Source organism: Pseudomonas sp. YuFO8, from assembly GCF_035065025.1.
GTDB classification, from domain to species: Bacteria; Pseudomonadota; Gammaproteobacteria; order Pseudomonadales; family Pseudomonadaceae; genus Aquipseudomonas; species Aquipseudomonas putida_AE.
Genome location: NZ_JAXDEQ010000013.1, coordinates 45,555 through 59,909 on the forward strand (window position 1 = coordinate 45,555; position 14,355 = coordinate 59,909).

At 57.1% G+C, this 14,355-nt stretch carries 15 protein-coding genes; all 15 read left to right on the top strand.

The features are described 5' to 3' along the window. Positions 1–398 precede the first annotated feature (398 nt). The 15 genes from mnmG (at position 399) to SOP95_RS13930 (ending at position 14,355) form a co-directional block, all read left to right on the top strand. Positions 399–2,297 carry a tRNA uridine-5-carboxymethylaminomethyl(34) synthesis enzyme MnmG gene (gene mnmG, locus SOP95_RS13860; RefSeq protein ID WP_110748358.1) on the top strand — a complete coding sequence of 633 codons (1,899 nt, stop codon included), beginning with the start codon at positions 399–401 and terminating at the stop codon, positions 2,295–2,297. After that, positions 2,294–2,938, top strand: a complete 645-nt coding sequence (gene rsmG, locus SOP95_RS13865; RefSeq protein ID WP_274073780.1) for a 16S rRNA (guanine(527)-N(7))-methyltransferase RsmG — start codon at positions 2,294–2,296, stop codon at positions 2,936–2,938. Before mnmG ends, rsmG begins: the two co-directional genes overlap by 4 nt. Before the next feature lie 18 nt (positions 2,939–2,956). Next, entirely contained in the window at positions 2,957–3,754 is a 798-nt protein-coding gene (locus SOP95_RS13870) for a ParA family protein (RefSeq protein WP_008064610.1), read from the top strand. Between the two features lie 9 nt (positions 3,755–3,763). After that, positions 3,764–4,636, top strand: coding sequence for a ParB/RepB/Spo0J family partition protein (locus SOP95_RS13875; protein WP_323607372.1), 873 nt, complete (start codon positions 3,764–3,766; stop codon positions 4,634–4,636). Between the two features lie 148 nt (positions 4,637–4,784). Continuing rightward, positions 4,785–5,192 carry a F0F1 ATP synthase subunit I gene (locus SOP95_RS13880; protein WP_007969901.1) on the top strand — a complete coding sequence of 136 codons (408 nt, stop codon included), beginning with the start codon at positions 4,785–4,787 and terminating at the stop codon, positions 5,190–5,192. Positions 5,193–5,208: 16 nt separating this feature from the next. Further along, a complete protein-coding gene (gene atpB / locus SOP95_RS13885) occupies positions 5,209–6,078 on the top strand; it encodes a F0F1 ATP synthase subunit A (RefSeq protein ID WP_274073779.1) in 870 nt (289 codons plus the stop codon). Between the two features lie 134 nt (positions 6,079–6,212). Beyond that, the gene (gene atpE / locus SOP95_RS13890) at positions 6,213–6,470 is read left to right on the top strand and encodes a F0F1 ATP synthase subunit C (protein ID WP_003097235.1); all 258 of its coding nucleotides are present in this window, start codon (positions 6,213–6,215) and stop codon (positions 6,468–6,470) included. Positions 6,471–6,528: 58 nt separating this feature from the next. Then, positions 6,529–6,999: a F0F1 ATP synthase subunit B gene (locus tag SOP95_RS13895; RefSeq protein WP_274073778.1), complete on the top strand. Its 471-nt coding sequence runs from the start codon at positions 6,529–6,531 to the stop codon at positions 6,997–6,999. Positions 7,000–7,011: 12 nt separating this feature from the next. Next, complete coding sequence (locus SOP95_RS13900) at positions 7,012–7,548, top strand: F0F1 ATP synthase subunit delta (RefSeq protein WP_274073777.1); 537 nt, start codon at positions 7,012–7,014, stop codon at positions 7,546–7,548. 21 nt (positions 7,549–7,569) lie between these two features. Beyond that, on the top strand, positions 7,570–9,114 hold the full coding sequence (atpA, locus tag SOP95_RS13905; protein WP_274073776.1) for a F0F1 ATP synthase subunit alpha: 1,545 nt from the start codon (positions 7,570–7,572) through the stop codon (positions 9,112–9,114). A 50-nt stretch (positions 9,115–9,164) separates the two neighbouring features. Continuing rightward, positions 9,165–10,025: a F0F1 ATP synthase subunit gamma gene (atpG, locus tag SOP95_RS13910; protein ID WP_008064595.1), complete on the top strand. Its 861-nt coding sequence runs from the start codon at positions 9,165–9,167 to the stop codon at positions 10,023–10,025. A gap of 27 nt (positions 10,026–10,052) precedes the next feature. Continuing rightward, complete coding sequence (gene atpD, locus SOP95_RS13915; protein ID WP_020797984.1) at positions 10,053–11,432, top strand: F0F1 ATP synthase subunit beta; 1,380 nt, start codon at positions 10,053–10,055, stop codon at positions 11,430–11,432. A 45-nt stretch (positions 11,433–11,477) separates the two neighbouring features. Then, positions 11,478–11,903, top strand: a complete 426-nt coding sequence (locus SOP95_RS13920; RefSeq protein ID WP_007969909.1) for a F0F1 ATP synthase subunit epsilon — start codon at positions 11,478–11,480, stop codon at positions 11,901–11,903. Positions 11,904–12,016: 113 nt separating this feature from the next. Continuing rightward, entirely contained in the window at positions 12,017–13,384 is a 1,368-nt protein-coding gene (gene glmU, locus SOP95_RS13925) for a bifunctional UDP-N-acetylglucosamine diphosphorylase/glucosamine-1-phosphate N-acetyltransferase GlmU (RefSeq protein WP_323607373.1), read from the top strand. Positions 13,385–13,575: 191 nt separating this feature from the next. Further along, entirely contained in the window at positions 13,576–14,355 is a 780-nt protein-coding gene (locus SOP95_RS13930) for a DeoR/GlpR family DNA-binding transcription regulator (protein ID WP_274073873.1), read from the top strand.

The following is a 14,355-nucleotide window of genomic DNA, read 5'->3' on the forward strand; positions in this document are numbered from 1 at the left end:
TGAATAACCGCAGCTAAGGCCAGTTGATAACAGGGCCTCAAAACTGAAGATAACCACCCCTGTGGATAAGCACCCCATTCATCCACAGGCTTAAACCGGTTATCCAAGGGCCTCATAGGCACATGACCACAGGGTTTTGAATCTCTGTACACATTGAATTTAAAGGCCTGTAACAATCTATCCACAGAAAGGCATGTCAGTAGAAATAAACATAAAAACAAAGATTTAATAAATTTCTCTCTTTTTAATTTCTATAACCGCCACTTCTCCACAGCTGGTTAAATTTTGTGCAAAGGGTTCTTTAGGAAGGGCGAAGTCCCTATACTTGTCGACCAGGTCCAAAAACCTGAGCTCAAACTATTCCTGAATTACCTACTTAAGCAGGCACGAGGTGCGTGGTGGATTTCCCTTCCCGTTTTGAAGTGATCGTCATCGGCGGCGGTCATGCCGGTACCGAGGCAGCACTGGCCTCAGCACGTATGGGAGTCAAGACCCTGTTGCTGACGCATAACGTGGAAACCCTCGGTGCCATGAGTTGCAACCCGGCCATTGGCGGGATCGGCAAAAGTCATCTGGTCAAGGAAATCGACGCCCTGGGCGGCGCGATGGCCATTGCTACCGATAAAGGCGGCATCCAGTTTCGCGTGTTGAACAGCCGCAAAGGCCCAGCCGTACGGGCGACTCGTGCGCAAGCCGACCGGGTTCTATACAAGGCCGCTGTCCGCGAAATCCTGGAAAACCAGCCGAACCTGTGGATATTTCAACAGGCTGCAGACGACCTGATCGTCGAGCAGGAACAAGTGCGCGGCGTTGTCACCCAAATGGGCCTGCGTTTCCTGGCCGATTCCGTGGTTTTGACCACCGGTACCTTCCTCGGTGGACTTATCCACATCGGTTTGCAGAACTTTTCCGGCGGGCGCGCGGGTGATCCGCCGTCGATCGCCCTGGCTCAACGCCTTCGTGAATTGCCGCTGCGGGTCGGTCGCCTGAAAACCGGAACGCCGCCGCGTATCGACGCCCGGTCTGTGGATTTCTCGGTGATGACCGAGCAGGCCGGCGATACGCCGATTCCAGTGATGTCGTTCATGGGCTCCAAGGAGCAGCACCCACGACAGGTCAGCTGCTGGATCACCCACACCAACGCGCGCACTCACGAAATCATTGCCGCGAACCTCGACCGTTCGCCGATGTATTCGGCTGCGGGTGAAATCGAAGGCATCGGCCCGCGTTACTGCCCGTCGATCGAAGACAAGATCCATCGTTTTGCCGACAAGCAAAGCCACCAGGTTTTCATCGAACCGGAAGGCTTGACCACCAACGAGCTGTACCCGAACGGAATTTCCACTTCCTTGCCGTTCGACGTGCAATTGCAGATCGTGCAGTCGATCCGCGGCATGGAAAACGCACACATCGTGCGCCCGGGCTACGCCATCGAATACGACTACTTCGACCCGCGTGACCTGAAGTACAGCCTGGAAACCAAAGTCATCGGCGGCCTGTTCTTTGCCGGGCAAATCAACGGCACCACCGGTTACGAAGAAGCCGGCGCCCAGGGTTTGCTGGCCGGAACCAACGCCGCGCTGCGTGCTCAAGGCAAAGATGCCTGGTGTCCGCGTCGCGACGAAGCCTACATCGGCGTTCTGGTTGACGACCTGATTACCCTCGGCACCCAGGAGCCGTACCGGATGTTCACATCCCGTGCCGAATACCGCCTGATCCTGCGCGAAGACAACGCCGACCTGCGCTTGACCGAAAAAGGTCGCGAATTGGGTCTGGTCGATGACGCGCGCTGGGCAGCGTTCTGCAAAAAGCGCGAAAGCATCGAACTGGAAGAGCAGCGTCTGAAAAGTACCTGGGTACGCCCGGGCACCGAGCAGGGCGATGCGATCGCGGAAAAATTCGGCACGCCGCTGACTCACGAATACAACCTGCTCAATCTGCTGAGCCGTCCGGAAATCGACTACGCTGGTCTGATCGCCGTCACCGGTGGTGGCGCGGAAGATCCACAGGTGGCCGAACAGGTCGAAATCAAGACCAAATACGCCGGCTACATCGATCGTCAACAGGATGAAATCGCGCGTCTGCGGGCCAGCGAAGACACCAAACTGCCTGTGGATATCGATTACACGAACATTTCCGGTCTCTCCAAAGAGATCCAGAGCAAGCTCGGCGCGACCCGTCCAGAGACATTGGGTCAGGCATCACGTATCCCGGGCGTGACACCGGCAGCCATTTCCCTGTTGATGATTCATTTGAAAAAACGCGGCGCGGGCCGTCAGTTGGAGCAAAGCGCTTGAGTTCGTTGGTCACCCCGCAACACGCAGAAGAGTTATCCACAGGTGCTCGCGAGCTCGGTGTGGCTTTGAGCGAAACCCAGCAGGCACAACTGCTGGGTTATCTGGCCCTGTTGATAAAATGGAACAAGGCCTACAACCTCACGGCCGTGCGCGATCCCGATGAAATGGTGTCGCGTCATTTGCTCGATAGCCTGAGCGTGATGTCGTTCGTCGAAAACGGTCGCTGGCTCGATGTTGGCAGCGGTGGCGGCATGCCGGGCATTCCCCTGGCCATCCTGTTTCCCGAGTCGCAAGTGACCTGTCTGGACAGCAACGGCAAGAAGACCCGCTTCCTGACCCAGGTCAAACTCGAGCTGAAACTGGACAACCTGCAAGTTATCCACAGTCGCGTCGAAGCGTTCCAGCCTGCACAGCCCTTCAACGGGATCATTTCCCGGGCCTTCAGCAGCATGGAGAACTTCAGCAACTGGACGCGCCACCTTGGTGACACCGATACGCGCTGGCTGGCAATGAAGGGCGTTCATCCCGCCGATGAGCTGGTAGCATTGCCGACAGACTTCCACCTCGATAGCGAACACGCCCTGGCCGTACCTGGTTGCCAAGGCCAACGCCATCTGCTGATACTGCGCCGCACGGCATGATTGGGAACACAAGCAAGAATGGCTAAGGTATTCGCAATAGCGAACCAAAAGGGTGGTGTGGGCAAGACCACCACCTGTATCAACCTCGCAGCATCCCTGGTCGCGACCAAGCGTCGGGTATTGCTGATCGATCTCGATCCACAGGGCAACGCCACCATGGGTAGCGGTGTGGACAAACACGGCCTGGAAAACTCGGTCTATGACCTGCTGATCGGGGAGTGCGACCTGGCCCAGGCCATGCATTTCTCCGAGCACGGCGGTTACCAGCTGTTGCCGGCCAACCGTGACCTGACCGCGGCCGAAGTGGTTCTGCTGGAAATGCAGATGAAGGAAAGCCGCCTGCGCAGTGCGCTGGCGCCGATCCGTGAAAACTACGACTACATTCTGATCGACTGCCCGCCATCGCTGTCGATGCTGACCTTGAACGCACTGGTTGCCGCCGACGGGGTGATTATCCCCATGCAGTGCGAGTACTTCGCACTCGAAGGCTTGAGCGACCTTGTGGATAACATCAAGCGCATCGCCGAGCTGCTCAATCCGAACCTCAAGGTCGAAGGCCTTTTGCGCACGATGTACGACCCGCGCCTGAGCCTGATGAACGACGTATCGGCCCAGCTCAAGGAACACTTCGGCGACCAGCTGTACGACACGGTCATTCCGCGCAACATTCGCCTGGCCGAAGCGCCGAGCTACGGCATGCCGGCGCTGGCGTACGACAAATCATCGCGCGGTGCCGTGGCCTATCTGGCCCTGGCGGGCGAGATGGTCCGTCGTCAACGCAAAAACTCACGCATCGCCGCTGCTCAGGCAACTTAAGGAATCCCCATGGCCGTCAAGAAACGAGGTCTCGGACGTGGACTGGATGCACTGCTGAGTGGTCCGAGTGTCAGTGCGCTGGAAGAACAGGCGGTGCAAGCCGATTCGCGCGAGCTGCAACACCTGCCGCTGGACCTGCTGCAGCGCGGCAAGTACCAGCCGCGTCGCGACATGGATCCCCAGGCGCTCGAAGAGCTGGCGCAATCGATCAAGGCCCAGGGCGTGATGCAGCCGATCGTGGTGCGGCCGATCGGTAGCGGCCGTTACGAAATCATTGCCGGTGAACGCCGCTGGCGCGCCAGCCAGCAAGCTGGCAAGGAAACCATTCCGGCGATGGTGCGCGATGTCCCGGATGAAACCGCGATCGCCATCGCGCTGATCGAGAACATCCAGCGCGAAGACCTCAATCCGATCGAAGAAGCGGTGGCCTTGCAGCGCCTGCAAACGGAATTCCAGCTGACCCAGCAACAAGTCGCCGAAGCCGTGGGCAAGTCCCGGGTCACCGTGGCCAACCTGCTGCGCCTGATTTCCCTGCCGGAAGTCATCAAGACCATGCTTTCCCATGGCGACCTGGAAATGGGGCATGCTCGTGCATTGCTCGGTTTGCCGGAAAATCAACAGGTTGAAGGGGCGCGACATGTTGTCGCACGCGGACTGACCGTGCGCCAGACTGAAGCACTGGTTCGCCAGTGGTTGAGTGGCAAACCGGAGCCTGTGGAAACCCCAAAACCGGACCCGGATATTGCCCGCCTGGAACAGCGCCTGGCCGAGCGCCTAGGCTCTGCGGTGCAGATTCGCCATGGAAAGAAGGGTAAAGGGCAACTGGTCATTGGTTACAACTCCCTGGATGAACTTCAGGGTGTGCTCGCACACATTCGCTGAAACATTTCCTCATGTAGCGCGCAGTCGGAAATCACTACCTGACAGTTGAATAGGGGCTGAACCGCCCCTATACTCTGCGCGCATTTTGTCGGCACAAATTATGCCAAGTTATTGAATTCTGGCAGCCGACCATTGGAGAGCAAAAGTGATGGAAACCCGCACGCCAAACCGCTTGCCCTTCCATCGCCTGGCAGTTTTTCCGGTGTTAATGGCTCAATTTGTCGTTTTGCTGATCGCTGCTTTGGCGCTCTGGCAATGGCGGGGAGTCGTTGCCGGGTACTCGGGACTTTGCGGAGGCCTGATAGCCTTGCTGCCCAATGTTTATTTCGCTCACAGGGCATTTCGGTTTTCCGGCGCCCGGGCAGCCCAGTCCATCGTCCGGTCTTTTTATGCCGGCGAGGCAGGCAAACTGATTTTGACGGCAGTGCTGTTTGCACTGGTGTTTGCAGGTGTGAAGCCATTGGCACCGATTGCAGTATTCGGTGTCTTCGTGCTGACTCAGTCAGTCAGCTGGTTCGCTCCCCTGCTGATGAGAACAAGACTTTCGAGACCTTAGGGCGTTTGAGGCAACCATGGCAGAAACAACCGCTTCGGGCTATATCCAGCACCACTTGCAGAACCTGACCTTCGGTCAGCACCCTACCGGCGGCTGGGGCTTTGCCCACACCGCAGCAGAAGCCAAGGAAATGGGCTTCTGGGCTTTCCACGTCGATACTCTCGGCTGGTCGGTCGCATTGGGTCTGATCTTCGTTCTTCTTTTCCGCATGGCGGCGAAGAAAGCGACTTCCGGTCAACCAGGTGCTTTGCAGAACTTCGTTGAAGTATTGGTCGAATTCGTCGATGGCAGCGTGAAAGACAGCTTCCATGGCCGTAGCCCGGTGATTGCACCGCTGGCACTGACCATCTTCGTCTGGGTGTTCCTGATGAACGCCGTCGACCTGGTACCGGTCGACTGGATTCCTCAGCTGGCCATCCTGATCTCCGGTGACCCTCACATCCCGTTCCGCGCCGTGTCGACCACCGACCCGAACGCGACCCTGGGCATGGCGTTGTCGGTTTTCGCACTGATCATTTTCTACAGCATCAAGGTCAAGGGTATCGGCGGCTTCATCGGCGAACTGACCCTGCACCCGTTCGGCAGCAAGAACATCTTCGTTCAGGCCCTGCTGATCCCGGTGAACTTCCTGCTGGAATTCGTGACCCTGATCGCCAAGCCGATCTCCCTGGCTCTGCGTCTGTTCGGCAACATGTATGCCGGCGAGCTGGTCTTCATCCTGATTGCTGTGATGTTCGGCAGCGGTCTGCTCTGGCTTAGTGGCCTGGGCGTTGTTCTGCAGTGGGCGTGGGCTGTGTTCCACATCCTGATCATCACCCTGCAGGCGTTCATCTTCATGATGCTGACCATCGTCTACCTGTCGATGGCGCACGAAGAAAACCATTAAGACCAGTCTCGACTAGTCTGATGTCCCTCCCGGTCAAACGGGAGGGTGCTCCTCACGGGGCATCTGAAACGATTTGTTTTACCGCTTTAAATTAAAAAAACCTAAACCATACGACGTAAAAGTCGGGAGGAAAGATGGAAACTGTAGTTGGTCTAACCGCTATCGCTGTTGCACTGTTGATCGGCCTGGGCGCACTGGGTACCGCAATTGGTTTCGGCCTGTTGGGCGGCAAGTTCCTGGAAGGCGCAGCGCGTCAGCCAGAAATGGTTCCAATGCTGCAAGTCAAAATGTTCATCGTTGCCGGTCTGCTCGACGCCGTAACCATGATCGGTGTTGGTATCGCTCTGTTCTTCACCTTTGCGAACCCGTTCGTTGGTCAGATCGCTGGCTGATTACTCGGATATTCCGGGTAATTTGGTGTGATGGACAACGTAACTGCGAGGTGTTGGCGTGAACATTAATGCGACCCTGATTGGCCAGTCCGTTGCGTTCCTGATTTTTGTACTGTTCTGCATGAAGTTCGTATGGCCTCCGGTCATCGCGGCTCTGCACGAACGTCAAAAGAAGATCGCTGATGGTCTGGACGCTGCCAGCCGTGCAGCTCGCGACCTGGAGTTGGCCCAAGAGAAAGCGGGTCAGCAACTGCGCGAAGCGAAAGCTCAGGCAGCTGAAATCATCGAGCAAGCCAAGAAACGCGGTAACCAGATCGTTGAAGAGGCTGTTGAAAAAGCCCGTATCGACGCTGACCGTGTGAAGGTTCAGGCTCAGGCCGAGATCGAACAGGAACTGAACAGTGTCAAAGACGCGCTGCGTGCCCAAGTGGGTACTCTGGCCGTTGATGGTGCTTCGAAGATCCTGGGCAAAGCAATCGATCAAAACGCGCACGCAGAGCTGGTTAACCAACTGGCTGCTGAAATCTAAGCGAGGGCGATCATGGCAGAACTGACCACGTTGGCCCGACCTTACGCTAAGGCGGCCTTCGAGCACGCTCAGGCCCACCAGCAACTGGCCAATTGGTCAGCCATGCTCGGCCTGGCAGCAGCGGTGTCGCAAGACGACACCATGCTGCGCGTGCTCAAGGCCCCGCGACTGACGAGCGCAGAAAAGGCCGCCACGTTCATTGACGTGTGCGGCGACAAGTTCGATGCCAAGGCACAGAATTTCATCAATGTCGTTGCCGAAAACGACCGTCTCCCGCTGTTGCCGGAGATCTCCGCTCTGTTCGACCTGTACAAGGCCGAGCAAGAGAAGTCGGTAGACGTTGAAGTGACCAGTGCTTTTGCATTGAACCAAGAACAGCAAGACAAACTCGCCAAGGTTCTCAGTGCACGACTCAACCGGGAAGTGCGCCTGCAAGTTGCGGAGGATGCTGCCCTGATAGGTGGTGTCGTAATCCGCGCCGGCGACCTGGTTATCGATGGCTCGATTCGCGGCAAAATCGCGAAACTTGCCGAAGCATTGAAATCTTGAGTTTGAAGGGGCAGCAGAGCAATGCAGCAACTCAATCCTTCCGAAATAAGTGAAATTATCAAGGGCCGCATCGACAAGCTCGATGTGACCTCCCAAGCCCGTAACGAAGGCACTGTCGTCAGCGTATCTGACGGTATCGTGCGGATTCACGGTCTGGCCGACGTAATGTACGGCGAGATGATCGAGTTTCCGGGCGGCGTCTTCGGTATGGCTCTCAACCTGGAGCAAGACTCCGTAGGTGCCGTAGTACTGGGCGCTTACCAGTCTCTGGCTGAAGGCATGAGCGCCAAGTGCACCGGCCGCATCCTCGAAGTTCCGGTTGGTAAGGAACTGCTGGGTCGCGTAGTCGACGCACTGGGTAACCCTGTTGACGGCAAAGGTCCACTGGGCAACACCGAGACCGACGCGGTCGAGAAAGTTGCTCCAGGCGTGATCTGGCGTAAGTCGGTAGACCAGCCTGTACAGACTGGCTACAAGGCTGTCGATGCCATGATCCCTGTCGGCCGTGGCCAGCGTGAGCTGATCATCGGTGACCGTCAGATCGGTAAAACCGCTCTGGCGATCGACGCGATCATCAACCAGAAAGACAGCGGCATTTTCTGCGTCTACGTAGCCATCGGTCAGAAACAATCGACCATCGCCAACGTGGTTCGCAAGCTGGAAGAAAACGGCGCCCTGGCCAACACGATCATCGTGGCTGCCAGTGCTTCGGAATCTCCTGCACTGCAATTCCTGGCACCGTACTCCGGTTGCACCATGGGCGAATACTTCCGCGACCGCGGTGAAGACGCGCTGATCGTTTATGACGATCTGTCCAAGCAAGCAGTGGCTTACCGCCAGATTTCCCTGCTGCTGCGCCGTCCACCAGGCCGTGAAGCTTACCCAGGCGACGTGTTCTATCTCCACTCCCGTCTGCTGGAGCGCGCATCCCGCGTTTCGGAAGAGTACGTAGAGAAGTTCACCAACGGCGCAGTGACCGGCAAAACCGGTTCCCTGACCGCACTGCCGATCATCGAAACCCAGGCTGGCGACGTTTCCGCGTTCGTTCCGACCAACGTGATTTCCATCACCGACGGTCAGATCTTCCTGGAATCGGCCATGTTCAACTCGGGCATCCGTCCTGCAGTGAACGCCGGTGTTTCGGTATCCCGTGTGGGTGGTGCCGCTCAGACCAAGATCATCAAGAAGCTGTCCGGTGGTATCCGTACCGCTCTGGCTCAGTACCGTGAACTGGCGGCATTCGCCCAGTTCGCTTCTGACCTGGACGAAGCGACCCGTAAGCAACTTGAGCATGGTCAGCGCGTTACCGAGCTGATGAAGCAGAAGCAATACGCCCCAATGTCGATCGCTGACATGGCGTTGTCGCTGTATGCCGCTGAGCGTGGGTTCCTGACTGACGTCGAAATCACCAAGGTCGGCAGCTTTGAACAAGCGCTGATTGCTTACTTCAACCGCGATCACGCCGATTTGATGGCGAAGATCAACGTTAAAGGTGACTTCAATGACGAAATCGACGCTGGCATGAAAGCCGGTATCGAGAAGTTCAAGGCCACCCAAACCTGGTAAGCCGCAGCGGGAGCCGCAAGGCTCCCGCTTGCTAACCTGATAGGTGTTACATGGCAGGCGCAAAAGAGATTCGCAGTAAGATTGCGAGCATCAAAAGCACGCAAAAAATTACCAGCGCCATGGAAAAAGTGGCGGTCAGCAAAATGCGCAAGGCACAAATGCGCATGGCAGCTAGCCGTCCTTATGCGGAGCGCATCCGCCAGGTTATTGGGCATCTGGCCAACGCCAACCCGGAATACCGCCACCCGTTCATGATCGACCGCGAAATCAAGCGCGTTGGTTATGTCGTAGTGAGCAGTGACCGTGGTCTGTGCGGTGGCTTGAACACCAACCTGTTCAAGGCCCTGGTCAAGGACATGGCGGTAAACCGCGAGAAAGGCGTCGAGATTGATCTGTGTGTAGTGGGTAGCAAGGGTGCGGCCTTTTTCCGCAACTTCGGCGGCAACGTCGTAGCAGCTATCAGCCACCTGGGTGAAGAGCCGTCGATCAACGACTTGATCGGTAGCGTCAAAGTGATGCTGGATGCTTACCTGGACGGCCGTATTGACCGCCTGTCCGTGGTGTCCAACAAGTTCATCAACACCATGACGCAACAGCCTACCGTGGAGCAATTGATTCCACTGGTGGCAACCCCGGATCAGGACCTCAAGCACCACTGGGACTATCTCTACGAACCGGATGCCAAAGAGCTGCTTGACGGCTTGATGGTCCGCTACGTTGAGTCGCAGGTCTACCAGGCGGTGGTCGAGAACAACGCGGCTGAACAAGCTGCGCGGATGATCGCGATGAAGAACGCTACCGACAACGCCGGTGATTTGATCAGCGATTTGCAGCTGGTCTACAACAAGGCGCGTCAGGCTGCGATCACCCAAGAGATCTCGGAAATCGTCGGCGGCGCTGCCGCGGTTTAACGGTTCAAATATTCAGAGGATCCAGCTATGAGTAGCGGACGTATCGTTCAAATCATCGGCGCCGTTATCGACGTGGAATTTCCACGCGACAGCGTACCGAGCATCTACAACGCGCTGAAAGTAGTGAGCGCGGCCGAAACCACCCTGGAAGTTCAGCAGCAGCTGGGCGACGGCGTGGTTCGCACCATTGCGATGGGTTCCACCGAGGGCTTGAAGCGCGGTCTGGAAGTTACCGATTCTGGCGCAGCCATCTCCGTACCAGTCGGTAAAGCGACCCTGGGCCGGATCATGGACGTACTGGGCAACCCGATCGACGAAGCTGGCCCAATCGCCACCGACGAGCGTTGGGGCATCCACCGTGCAGCGCCTTCGTTCGCTGAACAAGCGGGCGGCAATGACCTGCTGGAAACCGGCATCAAGGTTATCGACCTGGTTTGCCCGTTCGCCAAGGGTGGTAAAGTTGGTCTGTTCGGTGGTGCCGGTGTAGGCAAAACCGTAAACATGATGGAACTGATCCGTAACATCGCCATCGAGCACAGCGGTTATTCCGTGTTCGCCGGTGTGGGTGAGCGTACTCGTGAGGGTAACGACTTCTACCACGAGATGAAGGATTCCAACGTTCTGGACAAAGTGGCACTGGTTTACGGTCAGATGAACGAGCCGCCGGGAAACCGTCTGCGCGTAGCACTGACTGGCCTGACCATGGCCGAGAAGTTCCGTGACGAAGGTAACGACGTTCTGCTGTTCGTCGACAACATCTATCGTTACACCCTGGCCGGTACTGAAGTATCCGCACTGCTGGGCCGTATGCCTTCGGCAGTAGGTTACCAGCCGACCCTGGCTGAAGAGATGGGCGTTCTGCAAGAACGTATCACTTCGACCAAGGAAGGTTCGATCACCTCGATCCAAGCGGTATACGTACCTGCGGACGACTTGACCGACCCGTCGCCAGCGACCACCTTCGCCCACTTGGACGCCACCGTCGTTCTGTCCCGTGACATCGCTTCCCTGGGTATCTACCCAGCGGTAGACCCACTGGACTCGACTTCGCGCCAGCTGGACCCGAACGTAATCGGCCAGGACCACTACGACACCGCTCGCGGCGTCCAGTACGTTCTGCAGCGTTACAAAGAACTGAAGGACATCATTGCGATCCTGGGTATGGACGAGCTGTCGGAAGCCGACAAGCAGTTGGTAAACCGTGCTCGTAAGATCCAGCGTTTCTTGTCGCAGCCGTTCTTCGTGGCTGAAGTCTTCACCGGTGCATCGGGTAAATACGTTTCCCTGAAAGACACCATTGCTGGCTTCAAAGGCATCCTCAACGGTGACTACGACCACCTGCCAGAACAAGCGTTCTACATGGTTGGCGGCATCGAAGAAGCGATCGAGAAAGCCAAGAAACTGTAATCCCGGCGCCCGGAAACGGGCGCTAATTTAGGTTGAGGCAATCAGATGGCTATGACAGTCCATTGCGATATCGTCAGCGCGGAAGGGGAAATCTTTTCCGGTCTGGTCGAGATGGTGATTGCGCACGGTGCACTGGGTGATCTTGGTATCGCTCTGGGTCACGCGCCGCTGATCACTAATCTCAAGCCAGGTCCGATCCGCCTGGTCAAGCAGGGCGGGGAAGAGGAGGTGTATTACATCTCCGGTGGTTTCCTCGAGGTTCAGCCGAACATGGTCAAGGTTCTTGCCGACACCGTGCAACGTGCTGCCGACCTGGATGAAGCCTCTGCTCAGGAAGCCGTCAAGGCTGCCGAGAAGGCCTTGCATGAACGTGGCGCGGAATTCGATTACGGCTCCGCTGCCGCACGCCTGGCCGAGGCCGCAGCTCAGCTGCGCACCGTCCAGCAGATCCGCAAGAAGTTCGGCCACTAAGGCTGCGCTTGTTGTGTGATTGATTAAAAAGGGTAGCCTCGGCTACCCTTTTTTCTTTCCGAAATTCATCACGTTGGTCGCAGCCGCTGACCACCCAGGATTGGTAGCCAGTCATGTCTCTTGAAATCGTTATCCTCGCTGCTGGCCAAGGCACCCGCATGCGTTCGGCCCTGCCGAAAGTCTTGCACCCGATTGCCGGCAATTCGATGCTTGGCCATGTTATCCACAGCGCCCGACAACTTGATCCACAGCGCATTCACGTGGTGATCGGCCATGGTGCGGATGTGGTGCGCGAGCGCCTGGCCGCTGACGATCTGAACTTCGTCCTCCAGGACAAACAATTGGGCACCGGCCATGCCGTGGCCCAGGCAGTTCCCTTCATCAAGGCCGACACCGTGCTGGTGCTTTACGGTGATGTACCGTTGATTGAAATCGAAACCCTGCAGCGCTTGCTCAAGCTGGTAGTGCCAGGGCAGATGGGCCTGCTCACCGTCGAGCTGGATGATGCAACCGGTTACGGCCGAATCGTTCGCGACGCTGACGGAAAGGTCTGCGCCATCGTCGAGCACAAGGACGCCACTGAAGCTCAGCGCGCCATCAACGAAGGCAACACCGGCATTCTTGCGGTACCCGCCGATCGCCTGGCCGACTGGACCGGTCGTCTGTCGAACAACAACGCCCAGGGCGAGTATTACCTGACCGACGTCATCGAAATGGCGGTTAACGATGGTCTGGTGGTGGCCACCGAACAACCCCACGACGCCATGGAAGTGCAGGGCGCCAACGACCGCAAGCAGCTTTCCGATCTTGAGCGTCATTATCAGCTGCGCGCCGGCCGTCGCTTGATGGCTCAAGGCGTAACCCTGCGCGACCCGGCCCGATTTGATGTTCGCGGTGAAGTCAGCGTGGGTCGCGATGTGCTGATCGATATCAACGTGATCCTCGAAGGCAACGTCCTCATCGAAGATGACGTGGTGATCGGCCCGAACTGCGTGATCAAGGACAGCACCCTGCGTAAAGGCGTGGTGATCAAGGCCAACAGCCATATCGAAGGCGCTATTCTCGGCGAAGGCAGCGATGCCGGCCCGTTCGCGCGTTTGCGTCCAGGCACTGTGCTCGAAGCGCGGGCGCATGTGGGTAACTTTGTCGAACTGAAAAATGCTCATCTGGGCGAAGGTGCCAAGGCCGGCCACCTGACCTATTTGGGCGATGCCGAAGTGGGTGCGCGCACCAACATTGGCGCCGGCACCATCACCTGCAACTATGATGGCGCCAACAAGTGGAAAACCGTGCTGGGAGAAGACGTATTTATCGGTTCCAACAACTCTTTGGTTGCACCTGTGGATATCCTGGACGGTGCGACCACCGCGGCCGGCTCTACTATTACTTCAACTGTGGATAAAGCGCAGTTGGCGGTTGGTCGGGCTCGCCAGAAGAATATCGATGGCTGGAAGCGCCCGGTAAAGATCAAGAAGAGCTAAGTTATCCACACCTGAATGATGGGTAGCAGTTATTCACAGGCTGTCAATTATATTAATCGGCAAGTCTCGCTAGCTCAGGAGGCTTGCCGTTAATGTTTTTATCCACAGGTCTTTTTATTGTTAGTCGCTTGACGAAGTTTCCCTGATAGGGTTTGATTGCTTTCGTTATCTTTCGAATCGAAACTTACCAAATCATGTCGAAGCGCAACACGCCCCAGAGACGCCACAACATTCTTGCCTTGCTCAATGAGCAGGGTGAAGTCAGTGTGGATGAGCTTGCCAAGCGTTTCGAAACCTCTGAAGTTACGATTCGCAAGGATCTGGCGGCCCTTGAGAGCAACGGCCTGCTGCTGCGTCGTTATGGCGGTGCGATCACCCTGCCTCAGGAGTTAGTTGCCGACCTGAGTCAACCCATCTCCAGCTATAAACAGGCCATCGCCCGCGCAGCCGTCACTCGCATTCGCGAACATGCACGTATCATCATAGACAGTGGCAGCACGACTGCCTCGATGATTCCGCAATTGGGCCAGCAACCGGGCCTGGTGGTGATGACCAACTCCCTGCACGTCGCCAACGCCTTGAGCGAACTCGAGCATGAGCCGGTGCTGTTGATGACCGGCGGCACCTGGGACCCGCATTCTGAATCCTTTCAGGGACAGGTCGCCGAGCAGGTCCTACGCTCCTACGACTTCGATCAATTGTTCATCGGTGCCGATGGTATTGATCTGGTCCGCGGTACAACCACCTTCAACGAATTGCTGGGACTGAGCCGGGTCATGGCCGAAGTCGCCCGTGAAGTGGTCGTGATGGTGGAGGCCGACAAGATCGGTCGCAAGATTCCCAACCTGGAGCTGCCCTGGAGCAGCGTCCATACCCTTATTACCGATGATCGCCTGTCGCTCGAAGCGCGGGATCAGATACAAGCCCGCGGTATCACTTTGATTTGCGCGGCTGTCAGTCAGGAGAAATAA